Source organism: Streptomyces sp. ISL-12 (assembly GCF_018614415.1).
Classification (GTDB): Bacteria; Actinomycetota; Actinomycetes; order Streptomycetales; family Streptomycetaceae; genus Streptomyces.
This window is the reverse complement of sequence record NZ_JAGGOO010000048.1, coordinates 87,004-104,171: the sequence shown is the minus strand read 5'-3', so window position 1 is coordinate 104,171 and position 17,168 is coordinate 87,004. Positions and strand designations below refer to the sequence as shown.

At 70.4% G+C, this 17,168-nt stretch carries 10 protein-coding genes; 9 read left to right on the top strand and 1 reads right to left on the bottom strand.

Annotated features, from left to right (window positions below):
* The first annotated feature begins 219 nt into the window (after positions 1–219).
* Complete coding sequence (locus J7I94_RS14490; protein WP_215167475.1) at positions 220–549, top strand: WhiB family transcriptional regulator; 330 nt, start codon at positions 220–222, stop codon at positions 547–549.
* Between the two features lie 41 nt (positions 550–590).
* Here J7I94_RS14490 and J7I94_RS14485 read toward each other — a convergent pair whose 3' ends face one another.
* On the bottom strand, positions 591–1,490 hold the full coding sequence (locus tag J7I94_RS14485; protein WP_215167474.1) for a LysR family transcriptional regulator: 900 nt from the start codon (positions 1,488–1,490) through the stop codon (positions 591–593).
* 105 nt (positions 1,491–1,595) lie between these two features.
* On the opposite strand from J7I94_RS14485, the gene J7I94_RS14480 reads away from it, so the two are divergent.
* The 8 genes from J7I94_RS14480 to pglX all read left to right on the top strand — a co-directional run bounded on the left by J7I94_RS14480 (position 1,596) and on the right by pglX (position 17,143).
* A complete protein-coding gene (locus tag J7I94_RS14480) occupies positions 1,596–2,309 on the top strand; it encodes an MOSC domain-containing protein (protein ID WP_215167473.1) in 714 nt (237 codons plus the stop codon).
* A 41-nt stretch (positions 2,310–2,350) separates the two neighbouring features.
* Positions 2,351–3,121: an SDR family oxidoreductase gene (locus tag J7I94_RS14475; protein WP_215167472.1), complete on the top strand. Its 771-nt coding sequence runs from the start codon at positions 2,351–2,353 to the stop codon at positions 3,119–3,121.
* A 70-nt stretch (positions 3,122–3,191) separates the two neighbouring features.
* A complete protein-coding gene (locus tag J7I94_RS14470; RefSeq protein WP_215167471.1) occupies positions 3,192–5,291 on the top strand; it encodes an acyltransferase family protein in 2,100 nt (699 codons plus the stop codon).
* A 184-nt stretch (positions 5,292–5,475) separates the two neighbouring features.
* The gene (gene pglW / locus J7I94_RS14465; RefSeq protein ID WP_215167470.1) at positions 5,476–9,891 is read left to right on the top strand and encodes a BREX system serine/threonine kinase PglW; all 4,416 of its coding nucleotides are present in this window, start codon (positions 5,476–5,478) and stop codon (positions 9,889–9,891) included.
* A 98-nt stretch (positions 9,892–9,989) separates the two neighbouring features.
* On the top strand, positions 9,990–11,342 hold the full coding sequence (locus J7I94_RS14460; RefSeq protein WP_215167469.1) for an ATP/GTP-binding protein: 1,353 nt from the start codon (positions 9,990–9,992) through the stop codon (positions 11,340–11,342).
* On the top strand, positions 11,296–11,928 hold the full coding sequence (locus J7I94_RS14455; RefSeq protein WP_308114572.1) for an RloB family protein: 633 nt from the start codon (positions 11,296–11,298) through the stop codon (positions 11,926–11,928). The genes J7I94_RS14460 and J7I94_RS14455 overlap by 47 nt, the downstream gene beginning before the upstream one ends.
* 436 nt (positions 11,929–12,364) lie before the next feature.
* Positions 12,365–13,288 (top strand): hypothetical protein, encoded by a 924-nt coding sequence (locus J7I94_RS14450; RefSeq protein WP_215167468.1) that lies wholly within the window; start codon positions 12,365–12,367, stop codon positions 13,286–13,288.
* Between the two features lie 120 nt (positions 13,289–13,408).
* Complete coding sequence (gene pglX / locus J7I94_RS14445) at positions 13,409–17,143, top strand: BREX-2 system adenine-specific DNA-methyltransferase PglX (RefSeq protein ID WP_308114571.1); 3,735 nt, start codon at positions 13,409–13,411, stop codon at positions 17,141–17,143.
* Positions 17,144–17,168: the final 25 nt, after the last annotated feature.

The window sequence follows — 17,168 nt, the reverse complement described above, 5'->3', positions numbered from 1 at the left end:
GTCGTCTTCGGCACTCTACGTGAGGGGACGAACACGACGCAGTCACGCGCGGGGACCCTCAACCTTTCACCACAACCCGTGCCCCATTTAGACGCTTTTCTTCCGCTTTGGAGGTGTCTGGTACTAGATTCGCAATGGGTCATATTTTCATCTCCTTAGATCGTAGTTGTACGGTCGTGGATACGGCATCCACCCATATCGGTTACAAGGGGTCACGCAATGGCAGATTTCTCCCGCCTTCCCGGACCTAACGCGGACCTGTGGGACTGGCAGCTGCTGGCCGCCTGCCGCGGGGTGGACAGCTCGCTCTTCTTCCATCCGGAGGGGGAGCGCGGCGCGGCCCGAAGCGCTCGTGAGAACTCGGCCAAGGAGGTCTGCATGCGGTGTCCGGTCCGCGCCGAGTGCGCCGCGCACGCGCTGGCGGTACGAGAGCCGTACGGCGTGTGGGGCGGACTGACCGAGGACGAGCGCGAGGAACTGATGGGACGGGCGCGCCATCGTCTGGTACCCGCGGCGGCCGGCGGCACGGACACCGCCCCGAACAGCTGAAGGAACGTTTCTGCAAGCGCCCTGCGTGGCACGCGCGCGGGTCAGCGCCCCGCGGCCCGCGCCAGCTGGTCGAGCGTCGCCGCGACGGCCGGCACCTGCGCCAGGTCCGGCAGCGTGAGGGCGACGATCTCCCGCCGCACCGCCGGTTCCAGCCGCACCGTGCGGACGCCCCGCGGCCGTACCGAGTCGACCGCCAGCTGAGGGAGGACGGCGACGCCGAGACCGGCGCCGACCAGGCCGACGACCGCCGGGTAGTCGTCGGTGGCGAAGTCGATCCGGGGGGAGAAACCGGCCGCCTCGCACACCTCGACCAACTGGCCGCGACAGCGCGGGCAGCCCGCGATCCACGGCTCGTCGGCCAGCTCCCCGATGGCGACGGACCCGGCGCGCGCCAGGGCGTGCCGGTCGGGTACGAGCGCCACCAGCCGGTCCGTCAGCAGGGGCCGTACGACGAGGTCGTCCCACTCCTCGGCGCCGCCCGCGGCTCCCTCGTAACGGAACGTGAGCGCCACATCGCAGTCGCCCTCGCGCAGCAGTTCGACCGAGGCAGGGGGTTCGGCCTCCTCCAGCGAGACCCGGGTGCCGGGGTGGGCGGCGCGCAGGGCGGCTAGCGCGGTGGGGACGAGGGTGGAGCTGCCGCTGGGGAAGGAGACCAGGCGGACCCGTCCGGCGCGCAGCCCGGCGATGGCGGCGACCTCCTCCTCGGCGGCGGTGAGCCCGGCGAGGATGCCCGCGGCGTGCCGGACCAGGGCCTCGCCGGCCTGGGTCAGCCGCATGTCGCGCTGGCCGCGGACCAGCAGGGGCGTGCCGACGGACGCCTCCAGGGCCTTCATCTGCTGGCTGACCGCGGGCTGGGTGCAGCCCAGCGCGCGCCCCGCCGCCGAGAACGAGCCGGTGGCGGCCACGGCGCGCAGCACGCGGAGATGACGAGCCTCGATCACGCGACCGAGGATAAGCGACCGGGACGGTCACGGATAAGCGATGCTTTGGCCCGGAGGCGGAAAACGCGTCGACGCTTTGCCCCGGACTCTTCTACCGTGCCGGACATGAAGCTTCTCTCCGTGAATCTGGGCCGCTCCGAGACCGTGCCGTACACCGATCACCCGCAAGGCGTGACCGGGATCGACAAGCGGCCCGTCGACGGGCCGGTGCGGATCGCGGCGCCGGGGCCGGACGGGGCCAGCGGTGTCGTCGGGGACACGGTGTGCGACACCCGCCACCACGGCGGGGACGACCAGGCGGTGTACGCGGTGGCCCGCGAGGACCTCGACGACTGGGAGCGCGAACTGGGGCGCACGCTGCGCTCCGGCGCGTTCGGCGAGAACCTCACCACCGTGGGCCTGGACGTCTCCGGGGCGCTGATCGGCGAGCGCTGGCGGATCGGCCCCGACGTGCTCCTGGAGGTCACCTGCGGACGCATCCCCTGCCGCACCTTTCAGGGCCACCTGGGTGAGAAACAGTGGGTGAGGCGGTTCACGCGCAAGGGCGCGCCCGGGGCGTACCTGCGGGTGATCGAGCCCGGCGAGGTGCGGGCGGGCGACCCGGTGGAGGTCGTGCACCGGCCCGGTCACGAGGTGACGGTGGCGTTGCAGTTCCGCGCGGTGACGACCGAGCGGGAGCTGCTGCCGCGCCTGCTGGCGGCGGGCGAGGCGCTGCACCCGGTGGCGCTGGCGCAGGCACGGGCGTACGCGGAGGGGTCCCGGACATCCCCCAGGGGTGCCGAGCCTTCACCGGCGCTTCACCGGACGAAGGCTCGGTGAGCAAACCGGACGTTGACAGTCCGGGTCACTAACCTTGCGCCATGACAACGGCATTGATTACGGGATCGACGTCAGGCATCGGCGCCGCGTTCGCGCGGCGGCTGGCGGCCGGCGGGCACGACCTGGTGCTGGTCGCCCGCGACACCCGGCGGCTGCGCGAGCAGGCGACCGAACTGCACGACCGGCACGGTATCGAGGCCGAGGTCCTGACCGCCGACCTGGCCGAGGACACCGGCATCGAGGCGGTGGCCGCCCGGCTGGACGACCGCAAGAACCCGGTCGACCTGCTGGTCAACAACGCCGGCTTCGGCAACAAGGGCCGCTATCTCGACGTACCCATGGCCGACGAGCTGCGGATGCTCAAGGTGCACTGCGAGGCGGTGCTGCGGCTGACGTCGGCGGCGGCGACGGCGATGCGCGCGCGGGGCCGGGGCGGCGTGGTCAACGTGGCCTCGGTCGCCGCGTTCGTCCCGCGCGGCACGTACGGCGCCTCCAAGGCGTGGGTCGTGCAGTTCACCCAGGGCGCGGCGCGGGACCTGGCCGGCAGCGGCGTACGGCTGATGGCGCTGGCGCCCGGCTTCGTGCGCACGGAGTTCCACGAGCGGGCCGGGATGGGCACGGACAGCATCCCCAACTGGATGTGGCTGGACGCCGACAAGCTGGTCGCGGCGGCCCTCGACGACCTGGCCCGGGGCAAGACCCTGTCGATCCCCGACCCCCGCTACAAGGCCCTGATGGGCGCGGCGAAGCTGGTGCCGCGGGGCGTGCTGGGGGCGGTCAGTTCGCGGACGCGGAAGTACGGGCCGCAGTGAGCCGCGCCCGGGGGTGTGTGTGACGCACAGCAGCGGGTGATAGCGAAGGGGGATGTACGACGGCCGGAGCATGACGGGAAGCGGGAGCGGCGGGGCGGCGGAGGTGATGCCGCCCGGTGCGCGCGAGGCGGCGTCGCAGCCGAGACCGCGTCCGGGGTTCCGGCCCGACATCGAGGGGCTGCGGGCACTCGCGATCGGACTCGTCCTGCTGTACCACGCCGGTGCGGCCCGCCTGGCGGGCGGCTACGTCGGCGTCGACGTCTTCTTCGTGATCTCGGGTTTCCTCATCACCGGCCTGCTGGTGCGGGAGCTGGGCCGCACCGGCCGCGTCTCGCTTGCCGGGTTCTACGCCCGGCGGATGCGCCGCCTGCTGCCCTCGGCGCTGACGGTGCTGGCCGCGGTCGTCCTGGTGGCCTGGCTGCTGGTCTCCCCCGCCGGCCTGCGCGACGTCTTCCTGGACGTTGTCACCGCCGCGCTGTACGTCGTCAACTGGCGCCAGGCGGCCGAGGCCGTCGACTACTCGGCGCTGGGCACCGCGGCCAGCCCCGTCCAGCACTTCTGGTCGCTGGCGGTCGAGGAGCAGTTCTACGCGGTGTGGCCGCTGCTGCTGGTCGCCGTGGCCCGGTGGGGCCGGCGCCGGGGCCGGGACGCGCGGCCGTGGCTGGCGGGGGTGCTCGCGGTGACGGCCGCCGCCTCCTTCTGGTACGCCCTCGCGCTCACCCGGCAGGCGGCCGGTGCGGCGTACTTCTCCACCGGGACGCGGTACTGGGAACTGGCGGCCGGCGGGCTGCCGGCGCTGGTGCCGGGCTCCTGGTGGCGGCGGGTGCCGCGGTGGGCGGCCGGTACGGCGGGCCTGGCCGGGGTCGCCGCGATCGGCGCCGCCGCGCTCTGCTTCGGGGAGGACACCGCCTTCCCCGGCCCGTGGGCGCTGCTGCCGGTGCTCGGGACGGTGGCGGTGGTCGCGGCGGGCGCGGTGGCCGTGGACGCCCCGGCGGGCCGCCTCCTCTCCCTCGCCCCCGTCCGCTGTGTCGGCCGGATCTCGTACTCCTGGTACCTGTGGCACTGGCCGTTCCTCGCCTTCACCACGGTGTGGCTGGGCGAGCCGCCCCTGTCGGTGGCGCTGCTCGCGGTCGCCCTCTCCTGGATACCGGCCGCGCTCACCCACCGGTACGTGGAGAACCGCTTCCGGCACGCCCCCGAGCGGTCCGTACGGCCGCACCGTTCCGGCCTGGTGCTCGGCGCGGCCTGCACGGCGGGCGCGGTGTTCTGCGGGGCGGTGTCCTGGACGGCGGTGCCGGGCACCCGGCTCGCCGAGGCGGCGGACGCGCCCGGCGCGGCGGTGCTGACGGCGGGTGACACGGACCTCCAGCGCAGCGCGGACGCGTTGCGTCCGTTGCCGGAGACGGCCGAGGACGACGTGGACGACGCGCACGACGACTGTCTGGTGGACCAGTTGGACGCCACTCTGGCCAGTGGCTGCGTCTACGGCGACACCTCCTCCGGCACCACCGTGGTGCTGTTCGGGGACTCGCACGCCGTGCAGTGGACGCCCGCGCTGAAGACCATCGCCGAGCGGCGGGGCTGGCGCCTGGAGGTGCTGACCAAGTCGGCCTGCTCACCGGCCGAGGTGACGATGTGGGCGATCCAGCTGAGGCGGGCGTACACCGAGTGCGACACCTGGCGGGAGGCGGCACTCCAGCGGATCGAGGCGGAGCAGCCGGCCCTGGTGGTGACCGGGGCGCGGGCGACCACACCGGTGGCGGGCGACGGCACGCGGCTCGGCGACACGGCGGGCGCGGAACTCACCGAGGAGGGCTACGCGAAGACGCTGCGGCGGCTGACCGGGACCGGCGCGAAGGTGCTGACCTTCGCCGACAATCCGCACCCCGCGCAGGACGTGCCGTCCTGCGTCTCGGGTGCGCTGGACTCCCTCGCGGACTGCGCCACCGCGAAGGGCGACGCGCTCGGCTTCGAGCAGGTCGGCGAGGTGGCGACGGACGAGGTCGACGGGGCGTCACTCATCGAGGCGACGCCGATGCTCTGCCGGGGCGGGGAGTGCCCGGCGGTCATCGGCAGCGTGGTCGTGTACCGGAACGACGACCATCTGACGGCGACGTATGTACGGACGATGACGGCGTGGCTGGGCGGGGAGTTGCCGGTGGCGGTGTGACGGGGGAACAGCGAAGGCCGCCGGTGCAGCAGGCCAGGAAGCTGCGGGCGGCTCCGCCACGGAAGGACCGGATGTCAGAGGGGCGCACTAGGATTTTGGTCCTGTCCTCGGAGAGACACGCCTCGCGTCTCGGCGGCTCTCTCCCCCTGCACAGGCCTTGCATAGGCCGCCATGGAGGTGTCCGGTGCCCGCTGCTCCGAAGCCCGCGCCCCCCGCCCAGCGGGAGCGGTGGTTCCAGCCGCGGCGGTCCGGGTTCCGCTGGGAGCAGGAAGGGCTGGACCATCTCCGTGGGCTGATGCCGAAGACGGAGCCTTACCGGGCATGGGCGACCTTTCAGTTCACCGGGGCCTCCGGACGGGTCAGTGAGTGTGACGTGCTGATCGCCGTAACAGGTGGCCTCTACCTGCTGGAGTTGAAGGGCCACCCCGGCCGGGTGGTGAACCACGGAGACACCTGGCAGTTCCACGGCGACCGGGTGCGCACCCTGCGCAATCCCTTGCATCTGACCGACCTGAAGGCCAAGGAGCTGAAGGGGCAGCTGGAGCGCGCCGCGCGGTCGCTCGGGATGTCCCCCAGGGACGTCCCTTTCATCAAACCGGCTGTGTTCCTGCACGATCCGGGTCTGGTGAGCGAGCTGGACGAGTTCCAGCGCACCAACGTCTACGGCCGTAACGACGGCGCGAGCGGTCTGCCGAAGATCTGGGACGACCTGCTGGGCCGCCCGCCGGAGCGGGAGAGCTGGCGTATCACCCCGGTGATCAGCCAGCGTCTGGAACGGCTGATGCAGAAGATCGGCATCAGCCATTCGACCGCCCATCTGCGCTTCGGTGACGACTGGAAGCTTGAAGCGCGCGCACTCGACGCGGGGCCCGGCTGGGAAGACCGGCTGGCCGTGCGGGACGACGAGCTGGTCAAGGAGAGCGGGCGGGTCCGCATCTACCTGGCCGGGGCGGCCGCTTCCGACGAACAGCGCGCGAAGCTGGATCGGGCCGCGCAGCGCGAGTACCAGGTGCTGCAGGGGATCAACCACCGCGGCATCGTGCAGGCGGCGCAGATCCGTGAGCACCAGGGCGGCCCCGCGATCCTGTTCCGGCACCGCGAGTCGGATCTCCGGCTGGACGCCTACCTCGACGCGTACGGCGGGCGGCTCACGCCGACGCAGCGTCTCGACCTGGTTCGGCAGCTCGCCGAGGCGGTGCGCTACGCGCACAACCGGTCCCTCTACCACCGGGCCCTCTCCGCGCGGTCGGTGTACGTCTCGGCCCGTGAGGACGGCAGCGATCCCGTGCTGCGGATCGCTGACTGGCAGACGGCCGCCCGTGACTTCGAGACCACCATGCACCGCTCGCTCGGTGACACCCCTCTGGACGGAGGGCTGATCGCCGACACCGCGCAGGTCTATTTGGCGCCGGAGACCGACCAGGAGTTCGCCGACCCGGTCGACCTCGACGTCTTCGGTCTCGGCTCGCTCGCCTACCTGCTGCTCACCGGGCGTCCACCGGCGGATCGCCGCAGCGCGCTGCTGGAGCGGCTCCAGAGCGATCACGGCCTGCATCCGTACGCCGTCTCCGACTCCGTGTCGACCGCCCTGGACACGCTCGTCTTCCGGGCGACGGCCGCTGACGTGCAGGACCGTCCCGCGTCGGTCGACGAGTTCCTGGAACTGCTGGCGGCCGCGGAGGCGGACACCGCGGCGCCCGCGGCCGGCGGACCCGCCGCCGACCCCCTCACCGTGCAGCCGGGTCAACCGCTGGACGGCACCTGGAGCGTGGTGAGGGTGCTCGGTACCGGTGCCACGGCCCGTGCGTTGCTGGTCCGCCGTACCGCGGCGGAGGACGGTGACGACGCGCTGCGGGTCTTCAAGGTCTCCCTGGACCAGGAGAAGGACGCCCGTCTGCACGCGGAGGCGAAGGCGTTGCAGGAGGTGGGCGGCGGGCGGATCGTCAAGCTGCTCGCCGAGCCCCGCGAGCTGGCCGGGCACACGGTGCTGGAGATCGAGTACGCCGGCGGTTACCGCGGCGAGGACGACCGGGAACCGGTGAGCCTGGGCTCCCGGCTGCGCGACCAGGGGCCGTTGGGGTACGACCAGCTGGAGCGGTTCGGCAACGACCTGTTCGACGCGCTCGACGCCCTGGCGGCGCGCGGGGTACGGCATCGGGACATCAAGCCGGACAACCTCGGCCTGTTCAAGCGCAGCGACGGCTCGTGGCAGTTGATGCTGTTCGACTTCTCCATGGCCGACGCTCCGGACCAGGACGTGTCCGCGGGCACCCGGGGGTATCTCGACCCGTTCCTCGGCGGGGCGGGCCGTTCCCGTTACGACGACCACGCCGAGTGGTACGCCGCCGCTGTCACCCTGCACGAGATGGCCTCCGGTGAGCGGCCGGTCTGGGGCGACGGGCAGGGCGACCCGCGGATGGTTCCGGAGGCGGAGCTGCATGTCTCGGCGGAGCTGTTTCCCCAGGCCCTGAGCGAGGGGTTGAGGGGGTTTTTCGAGCGGGCCCTGCACCGGGACGTCGAGCAGCGTTACGACAGTCTGCGGCAGGTGCAGGAGGCGTGGCGTCAGGTCTTCCGCAGGGCCGACGCGGCCCGTCCCGCGACGACGCCGGCCACGGTCGGCATCCGCGCGGAAGACCTGGAGGACGCCCGCGAGCAAGCGGCCGAGGCCGCCGTACTCTCCACGCCGCTCGCCGCGGCGGGGCTGTCCCCCCGGGCCGTTTCCGTCGCGGAGGGGTTCAAGGCCCACACGGTCGAGGAACTGCTGAACATCCCTCCGCACCACATCTCCCGGGCCCGCGGCGCGGGCAACGCCATCCGCAAGGAGCTGAACCGCCGCCATCGCCAGTGGACCCAGGCGTTGCGCCGCCGAGCCACCGCGAAGGGTCCGGCGGCGGTGCGGCCCGACGCGCCCGAGGAGGTACTGGAGTCGGTCGACACGCTGGCCGCACGCCTCACCCCGCCGGAGGGCAAGCGTCGCACCAGGCCGCGTCCGGACGTCGTCCGGGCGACGCTCCAGCTCCCGGGTGTACTGGAGACCGGCGAGGCCCTGGAGCCGTGGCCGGCGCAGAGCCGCATCGCGGGCGCCCTGGGCATCAGCCAGCCCACCGTGTCGCAGAACCAGCAGGTGGCGATAGAGAAGTGGGCCGAGCTGACGTGGCTGCGGCGGGTGCGGGACGAGCTGGTGGCGATCCTCACCGACCGCGAGCGGGTCTCCACGGCCGAAGAGCTGGCGTCGGAGCTGCGCGCCCGGCACGGCGCGGGGACCGATGATCCCGTAGCCGCGCAGGCCAAGGCGCTGGCCGTGGTGCGGGCCGCGGTCGAGACGGAGATCCGCAAGCGCGACGACGACGCCGGTGCCGGCGCCGAGGAGACTCCGGAAGGTGCGGAGCCGCCCGCGCGGTTCACCGTGCAGCGGCGCAACGGACGCGTCGTGATCGCCCTGGAGGACCAGCCGGGCGCCGACGACCCCACCCCCGCCGAGCTCGCCGACTACGCCTCGGACCTGGGGGTGCGCGCGGCCGACCTGGCCGGGCGGGAACCGCTGCCCGGCCGGGCCACCGTGCTGCGGGAGCTGCGCTCGGTGGAGGTTCCCGAGGGGATGGCCGCCCTGGCCGACACCCGGCTGGTGGAGCTGGCCGCTTCGATGGCGACCGGGGTCGCGGTCTCCCCCCGGCTGGAGCTGTTTCCGCTGGCCCTGAGCCTGGCGCGCGCCCTGCGCATCTCGCAGGCACCGGCGGGTGTCCGGCCGGAGACCGGAATTGCCACCGCCGACCTGCTCGCCCGGGTTCGGGCCCGGTTCCCCGGTCTGGCGGTCCTGGACGAGACGACGTACGTCGAGTTGTCCGATGCCCTGGCGGACGCGGGTTTCCCGCTGGTGTACGACCCGGAGCGGCGCCGGTTCTTCCCCCGCGTCCAGGAAGGCGCGGGCAGCCGTCTCGCGCTCTCCTCATCCTCCCTGACCAGCACCGGTTCCCTCTATGCGGCCGCGCAGGGCCGTATCGCCGAGGGCCGTGATCCGCGGGAGGTGCTGACGGCCCGGCTGGCCGAGGCCCGGCGCCGCGGCGGCTTCCTGGCCCTGACGCTGAAGGGATCCGATCTGCCGGGCGTCGCAGGAGCCTTGGCCGACCGGCACGGAGCCGTCGCCGTGGCGCTGAACACGCTGTTCCTGGAGGTGCTGAAGGAGCTGGCCGTGGAGCAGTCCGTGCGCTGGCAGGCCCTGCTCAAGGCGGACGCGAAGTTCGCGGCGACCGGCATGATGGGTGCGGCGCTCGCCTCGTACACCCGTCTGGCGGCCGAGCGTGTACGGCAGCGGGTGGTGGAGCTGGCCGAGCGCTCGGGCCCGCGCACCGTCCTGCTGCTCCACGAAGCCGGGCTGATCGCCCGGTACTGGGAAGCGGGCGGGCGCGAACTGGTGGCCGGCTTGCAGCAGGCGGCCCGCCGTCCCTCCGACGTCCCGCACGGTCTGTGGCTGCTGCTCCCGGCGGAGGACCCCCGGGCCACGCCGACGCTGGACGGGCGGACGGTGGAGGTGGTGGACCGGGTGAGCGAGTGGGAGGTGCTGGACGGGCTGTTCGTCAGACAGTTGCGCCAAGTGGCGTGATCACCATTCCCAACTGCCCGGATCCGCTTGCCAAGCCCCCTCATCGACGATTCACTTGCAGAGATTGAGGTGAGACTCTTCAGAGAGGGGGTGTTCCCATGTTGCTGAACTTCAGGGTGGCCAATCACCGATCAATCCGCGAGGAGCTGGAATGGCAGCTTCAGCCCGTCTACGAGGGCGACCGGCCGGCCGGCACCAAATGGGAGGCAGTGCCTGTCGCGGGTGTCTTCGGTTCGAACGCCGCCGGCAAGTCGAACGTCGTGCACGCACTGCGGTACATGGCGGAGATGGTCAACCACTCGCACCTCCTGGCAGAGGACGGTGAGGGGCTGAACCGGCATCCCTTCCTCGCCGACATCGCCGACACCGATTCGTCCTGGTATGTCGCGGACCTTCTGGTGCGTGGGGTGCGGTACGTCTACGGCTTCGAGGTGGACGACGAGTGCGTGGTCTCGGAGTGGCTCTACGCCTACCCGGAGGGCCGGAAGCGCGTGGTGTTCGAGCGGGAGGGGGACAAGCCCCTTCGGGTGGGCAGCACCCAGGACCGTGAGAAAGAACTGCGTACGGTCGCCGATGTGACTGCTTCCAACGCGTTGCTGCTCTCCATGGCGGCCCGGTCGCGGCTGGCCATAGAAGCGGTCAATCCGGTGTATCAGTGGTTCCGCAGGAAACTGGTGTTCGGCGGCGGCAGTGTAGTACCCGGGCTTTCCCGCCACCGTCTCATGACACTGAGGAGGTTGGCGCAGAGGCTGGATGCCTTTGGAGAGCCGGCCCATCTCCGCGATCTTCTGCTTGTCGCGGACCTCGGGATCGAGGACCTGCGAGTCGAGAGCGTCGAGGAAGAAGCTCTTACGGCGTCGCGAACCACGGCTCGGGACAGCGGCAAGGACGTGCTCTTCGACCTGCCGCGGACGCAACGACGGACACGACACGAACTGCTGCTCCGGCACACCGGCAGGAACGGGCCGTTCGAGGTACCGCTGCACGCCGAGTCGGCGGGCACTCAGGCGCTGGTGGAGTACGCGTTCACGCTGGAGGACGTGGCCCGGCAGGGCGGCACTCTGGTGGTGGACGAACTCGGCAGCAGCCTGCACCCACGGTTGAGCGCCTTCCTTGTCGCGCTGTTCCAGGATCCGCTTCGCAATCCTCACGGCGCGCAACTGCTCTTCACCAGTCACGATGTCAGTCTGCTGGGCCGCAGGGCCGGGGAGGACATCCTGAAGCGGGACCAGATCTGGTTCGTGGCGAAGAACGAGTTCGGGGAGAGCTCGCTCTATCCGCTGTCCGACTTCCGGCCACGCCAGGACGAGAACCGCGAGCGCCGGTATCTGAACGGCGGTTACGGCGCGGTGCCCATGATCGACGACACGTTCACGTTGGCGCTTGCCGGGCGGGGGGAAACGGGTGGCGAGGGAACCGAAGCGGGACGGGCGAAGAACACCGAGGCGTGAGTCCACGCTCCGCCGCAAGCCGGCGTACCGGGACGCCCTGCCCTCGATTCTGGTCGTGTGCGGCGCAAGGAACACAGAGCCGATCTACGTACGGGGGTTGCTGAAAGCGGTCGACAACCGTGCCGTCGAGGTACAGATCAAGGTCTGCCCGCGGGACCCGGTGTCCGTGGTCCGGCACGCGGCGGGCGAGCGTGCGCGGACCGGGGATCATTACGCGCACACCTGGTGCGTACTGGACGTGGACGACTTCGCCCATCTCGACGAGGCACTGCGGTTGGCCCGCGTCGAGAACATCGAGATCGCTCTCTCCAATCCGTGCTTCGAGCTGTGGCTCCTGCTCCACTTCACCGATCACCGCGCCCCGGTCGACGGGTATCGCCAGGCCGTACGGCACCTGGTACCCCACCATTCCGGCTACAGCAAAGCGGCGGAAAGGTTCTCGTTCACTCCGTATCGGAACACCTGGCCAGACGCGGTGGAGCGGGCACGGAGGCTGGCGGAAGCGGGCGAGGAACACAAACAGAATCCGTCGACGGGTATGTGGCGCCTGATCCGGCAGATCGTGCCGACACACTTGCAGAACTGAGACGACCACGCCTGCTCTTGATCGGTCGAGCAGGCGTTTCTACGCTGGCCCTCTTCTCCCTGCGAGGTCGGCGCAGCCGGTCTGCCCCCGAGGTTCGCCGCTGTCGGGGAGAGGCCGGGAGGGGACGAAGGGGGCGGGGGGTTGATCTGTCATGAACATCGGCTCGCGGCTGCTCGGCGAGAAGATCACGAGAACGTACGCGCCCCGTGGCGCACTACAGCAGGTACGGCTGGAGAACGTCGTCTCTTTCGACTGCGCGCAATGTGCGCTGACGAAGCAGGCTCGGCTCGTCGCCGTGCGCGGTGATGACCTGTACTGCAACGGCTGCTACGGACGTATGGCGGCTTCGAGGACGCATGGGGAACCGGTATCTCGGCCACCGGACTCTCGCTCGCGAGATCTCACCCGGGTCGTCGTCGAGGATCTCGACAGCGGAATGCCCCACTCGGTGATCAACACCGGGCTCACGGTGGAATGGAAGTTCCATGTGCGTGCGGAACACCTGCTGCACGGCACCTGCCCCGTCCCGGCCGCGATGGCCGACCGCGCGGCCCCTCACGAACCACTGGACGTGACCTTCCTGCGCGGTCGCCACCGCATCAGGACCCTTGACGAGCAGAAGGGTGTCAGACTCCGGACGACCGGTGCCGACCCTGCACTGACTGGTCTGACCTGGCAGTCCTTCGTTCTTCCCGGGACGCGCGTGTCCGTCCGCTGGGACACCTGGCGAAAGCTCCGTTTCGCTTTCACCCCACTGGACAAGCCCGTCGTCTTCGGTGGTTCCGTGGTCCGGTACGCCTACGACCCGAGAATCATGACCCGCGAGCTGGCCGCCTTCGACGCCCGTGTGGACCGGGTGGAGGAGCTGGTGCTGATCGCGCTGCGTGAACTGGGATACCTCGACGAGAAGGGCCGGGCCCTGCTCCCGCAGGAGGCGCTGCTCAGGAACACCGCCGACCGTGCGGAGACGGAAAGGCCGCCGAGGAAGAAGATCGTCGCCGCGATCGAGCGGCTCCTGACCCGTCGCATCCTGACGTGGGAGCGGGGAAGCGTGAACCAGGCGGCCATGCTGCACTACCCCGCGCGCCCTGGTGAGACCGAGGTCCCGCTGCTCTGCTACGCCCCGGTTCTCCGTGATGCCGGACGTGAGGAGATCCGGGAAACGACATCGGACGACGGGTACGGCATGAACGCCCACCGGGTCGCGGGACATCTGATGCGCATCGGCCACCTCGGCAAGGAGGCGAGCCCGGAGGCCAAGGCTTCCTATCGGGAGGATCACAAGAGGGCCGGTCTGGCCGGGCCGCACGAGTTGCCGCGCGGGTTCACCTACGTCCGTGAGCACGAACGGGGGCTCTGAGGCAGCCGGGCACGGAAGCGCGGGCTGGCAGGATGGGGCGGTGGGCCCTGGGGGGTTCGCAGGGGATTCGGCGCTTCCGTGGTGATCGCGGGGCCCGCGAGCGGGATGAGAGGTACGGCTGTGACGGTGACATCGGAGGGGACGCAGGGGACGGGGTCCTCGCTGGATCGGACGCGGCTGCTGAAGGATCTCCAGGAGCGTGCGCGCATCCTGGAGGACGACCTCCGGGAGCGGACCGAGAGCGACCCGGAGTTCCGGGTGGCGCTGCGCGCGGAGTACGACAAGGCCGTCACGGCGGGACGTACGGCTGCGATGTACGAGACCTGGCGCGACGAGCGGGTCGTACAGGTCGCCGCCGCGTGGGTGCTGGCCTGCGTGTTCGTTCGGTTCGCCGAGGACAACGGGCTGATCCCCGACCCCTGGCTCTCCGGGCCGGGCGACCGTCTCGCCGAGGCGCAGGACCGTCACGACGCGCACTTCCGCGCGCACCCCGAGGAGAACGACCGGGACTGGCTCCTCGCCTCCTTCGACGCGCTCGCCGCCGCCCACCCGACGGCGGCCGGCCTCTTCGACCGCATGCACAACCCCCTGTACGAGGTCACGCCCTCCTACCAGGCGGCCTCGGACCTGCTCGCCTTCTGGCGGCAGCGGGGCGCCGACGGCGAGATCGTCCACGACTTCACCGACACCGCCGACCTGGACACGCGGTTCCTGGGCGACCTCTACCAGGACCTCTCCGAGCACGCCCGCAAGACGTACGCGCTGCTTCAGACGCCGGAGTTCGTGGAGGAGTTCATCCTCGACCTGACGCTCGAACCGGCGGTGGAGGAGTTCGGGCTGACACCGGCCTGGAAACACCGGCCTTCGGCGTGGACCGGGGAGCTGTGGGACGACGGTCCCGGTGGGGGTGACGGTGGCGAGGAGGTCGTGCGGGGGTTGCGGTGCATCGACCCGGCGTGCGGATCCGGGCACTTCCTGCTGGGCCTTTTCGAGCGGCTCCTGGAGAAGTGGCGGGAGGCGGAGCCGGGGACCGAGCAGTGGGTACTGGTCCGGCGTGCGCTGGAGTCCGTGCACGGCGCCGACAAGAACCCGTTCGCTGTGGCGGTGGCCCGGTTCCGGTTGTTGGTGGCGGCGCTGAAGGCTTGTGGCGTGCGGGACTTGAGGTCCGCGCCTGAGCTGCCTATTCGAGTGGCGGTCGCGGACTCGTTGTTGCACGGGCGGGGCGCGGAGACGGTGACGGAGTCGCTGGACACGCTGTTCGCGGAGAACGAGCCGTTCTACTACCGGACGGAGGACGTCGAGCAGTACGCGAGGGAAGTGGACCTGCTCGGGCGGGGCTCCTATCACGTGGTGGTGGGGAATCCTCCGTACATCACGGTGAAGGACGCGAACGAGAACAAGAACTACAAGGCCGCGTACGACGCGTGTTATCGGCAGTACGCCTTGTCGGTGCCGTTCGCTCAGCGGATCTTCGAGTTGGCGGTGCGGGCGGGGGGTGACCATCGAGATGGTGGGTTCACCGGGCAGATCACCGCGAATTCATTTATGAAGCGGGAGTTCGGGAAGAAGCTGATCGAGGAGTTCTTTCCCAGGGTTCAGCTTACGCATGTGATTGACACGTCCGGGGCCTATATTCCGGGGCATGGGACGCCGACCGTTATTTTGGCGGGGCGGAATCAGGTGGCTCGGCAGGGGGAGGCCGTGCGGTCTGTTCTGGGGGTTCGGGGGGAGCCCAGTCAGCCGGTGCGGGCTGAGGAGGGGGTTGTCTGGCGGGCGATTGTGGGGCAGGTGGGGGCGCCGGGGAGTGAGTCGGAGTGGGTGTCGGCCATTGATTCCGCGCGCGCTCGTTTCAAGGACTTCCCCTGGTCCCTTCAGGGCGGTAACGCACATGACTTGATGGGCAAACTGGAGTCCAGCGGCAGAGGCTCCGTCGGGGACTGTGTAAAGCTCATCGGCCGAACCACCCACACCGGCGCGGACAGCGCATACTTCGCCGACCCGGGTACATGGGTCAGGTACGGCGTCCCTAAGGAGCATGCGGTTCCGCTCGTAGAAGGGACCGTTGTTCGCGACTGGGACCTGTCTCCGGAGACGGAAGCACTGTTCCCCTATGGAACGGATTACGAAGCCGACCTCAGTGACGGCAGCAGCCAGCGCATTCTGTGGCCGCTGCGCGCCGACCTCCGCGAGCGCAGGGAACCGAACGGCACGCACGAGGAGATCGGCCTCACCTGGTACGAGTGGAGCCGGTGGCATCCTGAGCGCTACACCATTCCCTTGGGTATTGCCATGGCATTCGTGGCCACTCACAACCACTTCGTGCTGGACCGGGGCGGGAAGGTATTCAAACAGTCCGCTCCTGTGATTAAACTGCCGAAGGGGGCGAGCGAGGAGAAGCACCTGGAATTGTTGGGGGTGCTGAACTCTTCGGCTGCTTGCTTCTGGCTGAAGCAGGTCAGCCAAGCCAAGGGCGGCGCCGATAATTCCAGCGGCGGCGGAAACCGTTGGACGCCTGAGGCGTGGATTGACCGATACGAGTTCACCGGCACCAAGCTCCAGGAGTTCCCCCTCCCCGAACAATTGCCCCTCACGCTCAGTCGTGAACTTGACACCCTCGCTCAGTCAGCCGCCAAGCACGCTCCCTCTGTTCTCACGAGCGAGGCCGTACCCACCCGGGAAGCTCTGGACGAAGCACACCGCGCCCAGGACCAGATCCGCGCCCGCGTGATCGCTCTCCAGGAAGAGCTGGACTGGACCGTCTACGGCGCCTACGGGCTGCTCACGCCCGACGAGGTCGCCCGAACGACGATCAGCGAGGTCCCCGAAGTGGCGCTCGGGCAGCGGGCGTTCGAGATCGTCCTCGCTCGCGGGGATGTCGAGACCGCCTGGTTCGAGCGACACGGCTCCACTCCCGTCACCGAGATCCCGGCCCACTGGCCCGAGGCGTACCGCAAGGTCGTCCAGGCCCGTATCGATCTCATCGAGGCCAACAAGGACATCCGCCTCATCGAGCGGCCCGAGTACAAGCGCCGCTGGTCGACCGAGCCCTGGGAGAAGCGCGAGGCCGCCGCTCTGCGGAACTGGCTGCTCGACGCCGCCGAGCGTGAGGAGCTGTGGTTCGAGGAGCGTGACGACTACACCGTGCCCCGCCCGCTCACCGTCAACCAGCTCGCCGACGCCCTGCGCCACGACAAGGACGTTCAGTCCGTGGCCGAGCTGTACGCCGCCGACCACCTCGGCAAGCGTGATGCCTCTCTCGCCGCCGTCCTGGCCGCCGTCATCGAGCCCGAGCACGTTCCCTACCTCGCCGCCCTCCGCTACAAGGAGTCCGGCCTGCGCAAGCGTGCCCAGTGGGAGCAGGTCTGGGAGCAGCAGCGCGAGGAGGACCGTACCGGGCAGCGGCTCGACATCAAGGTCCCGCCGAAGTACACCAGCGCGGACTTCCTCAAGCACTCCTACTGGTCCCACCGGGGCAAGCTCGACGTGCCCAAGGAGCGGTTCATCTCCTACCCCGGAGCCTCCACGGAGTCCGACAACTCCCTGCTCCTCGGCTGGGCCGGCTGGAACCACCGCGACCAGGCCGACGCCCTCGTCGGCCTCATCCGAGACCGGGTGGAGAACGACGGCTGGCAGAAGAAGGACCCCCGGCTCGTGCCGCTGCTCGCCGGCCTCCGGGAGGCGCTGCCCTGGGTGCACCAGTGGTACGGCGAGTACGACGAGGAGTGGGAGGGCAACCCCGCGGAGGAGTTCCAGTCCGCCCTCGACTCGGGCCGTGCCGACGCGGAGGTCTCCGAGACCGACCTGATCAACTGGCGCCCCGAGAAGAAGACGCGGGGGCGCAAGAAGAGCGAGTGACAGACGAGAGGGGCGGCCGGAGAAC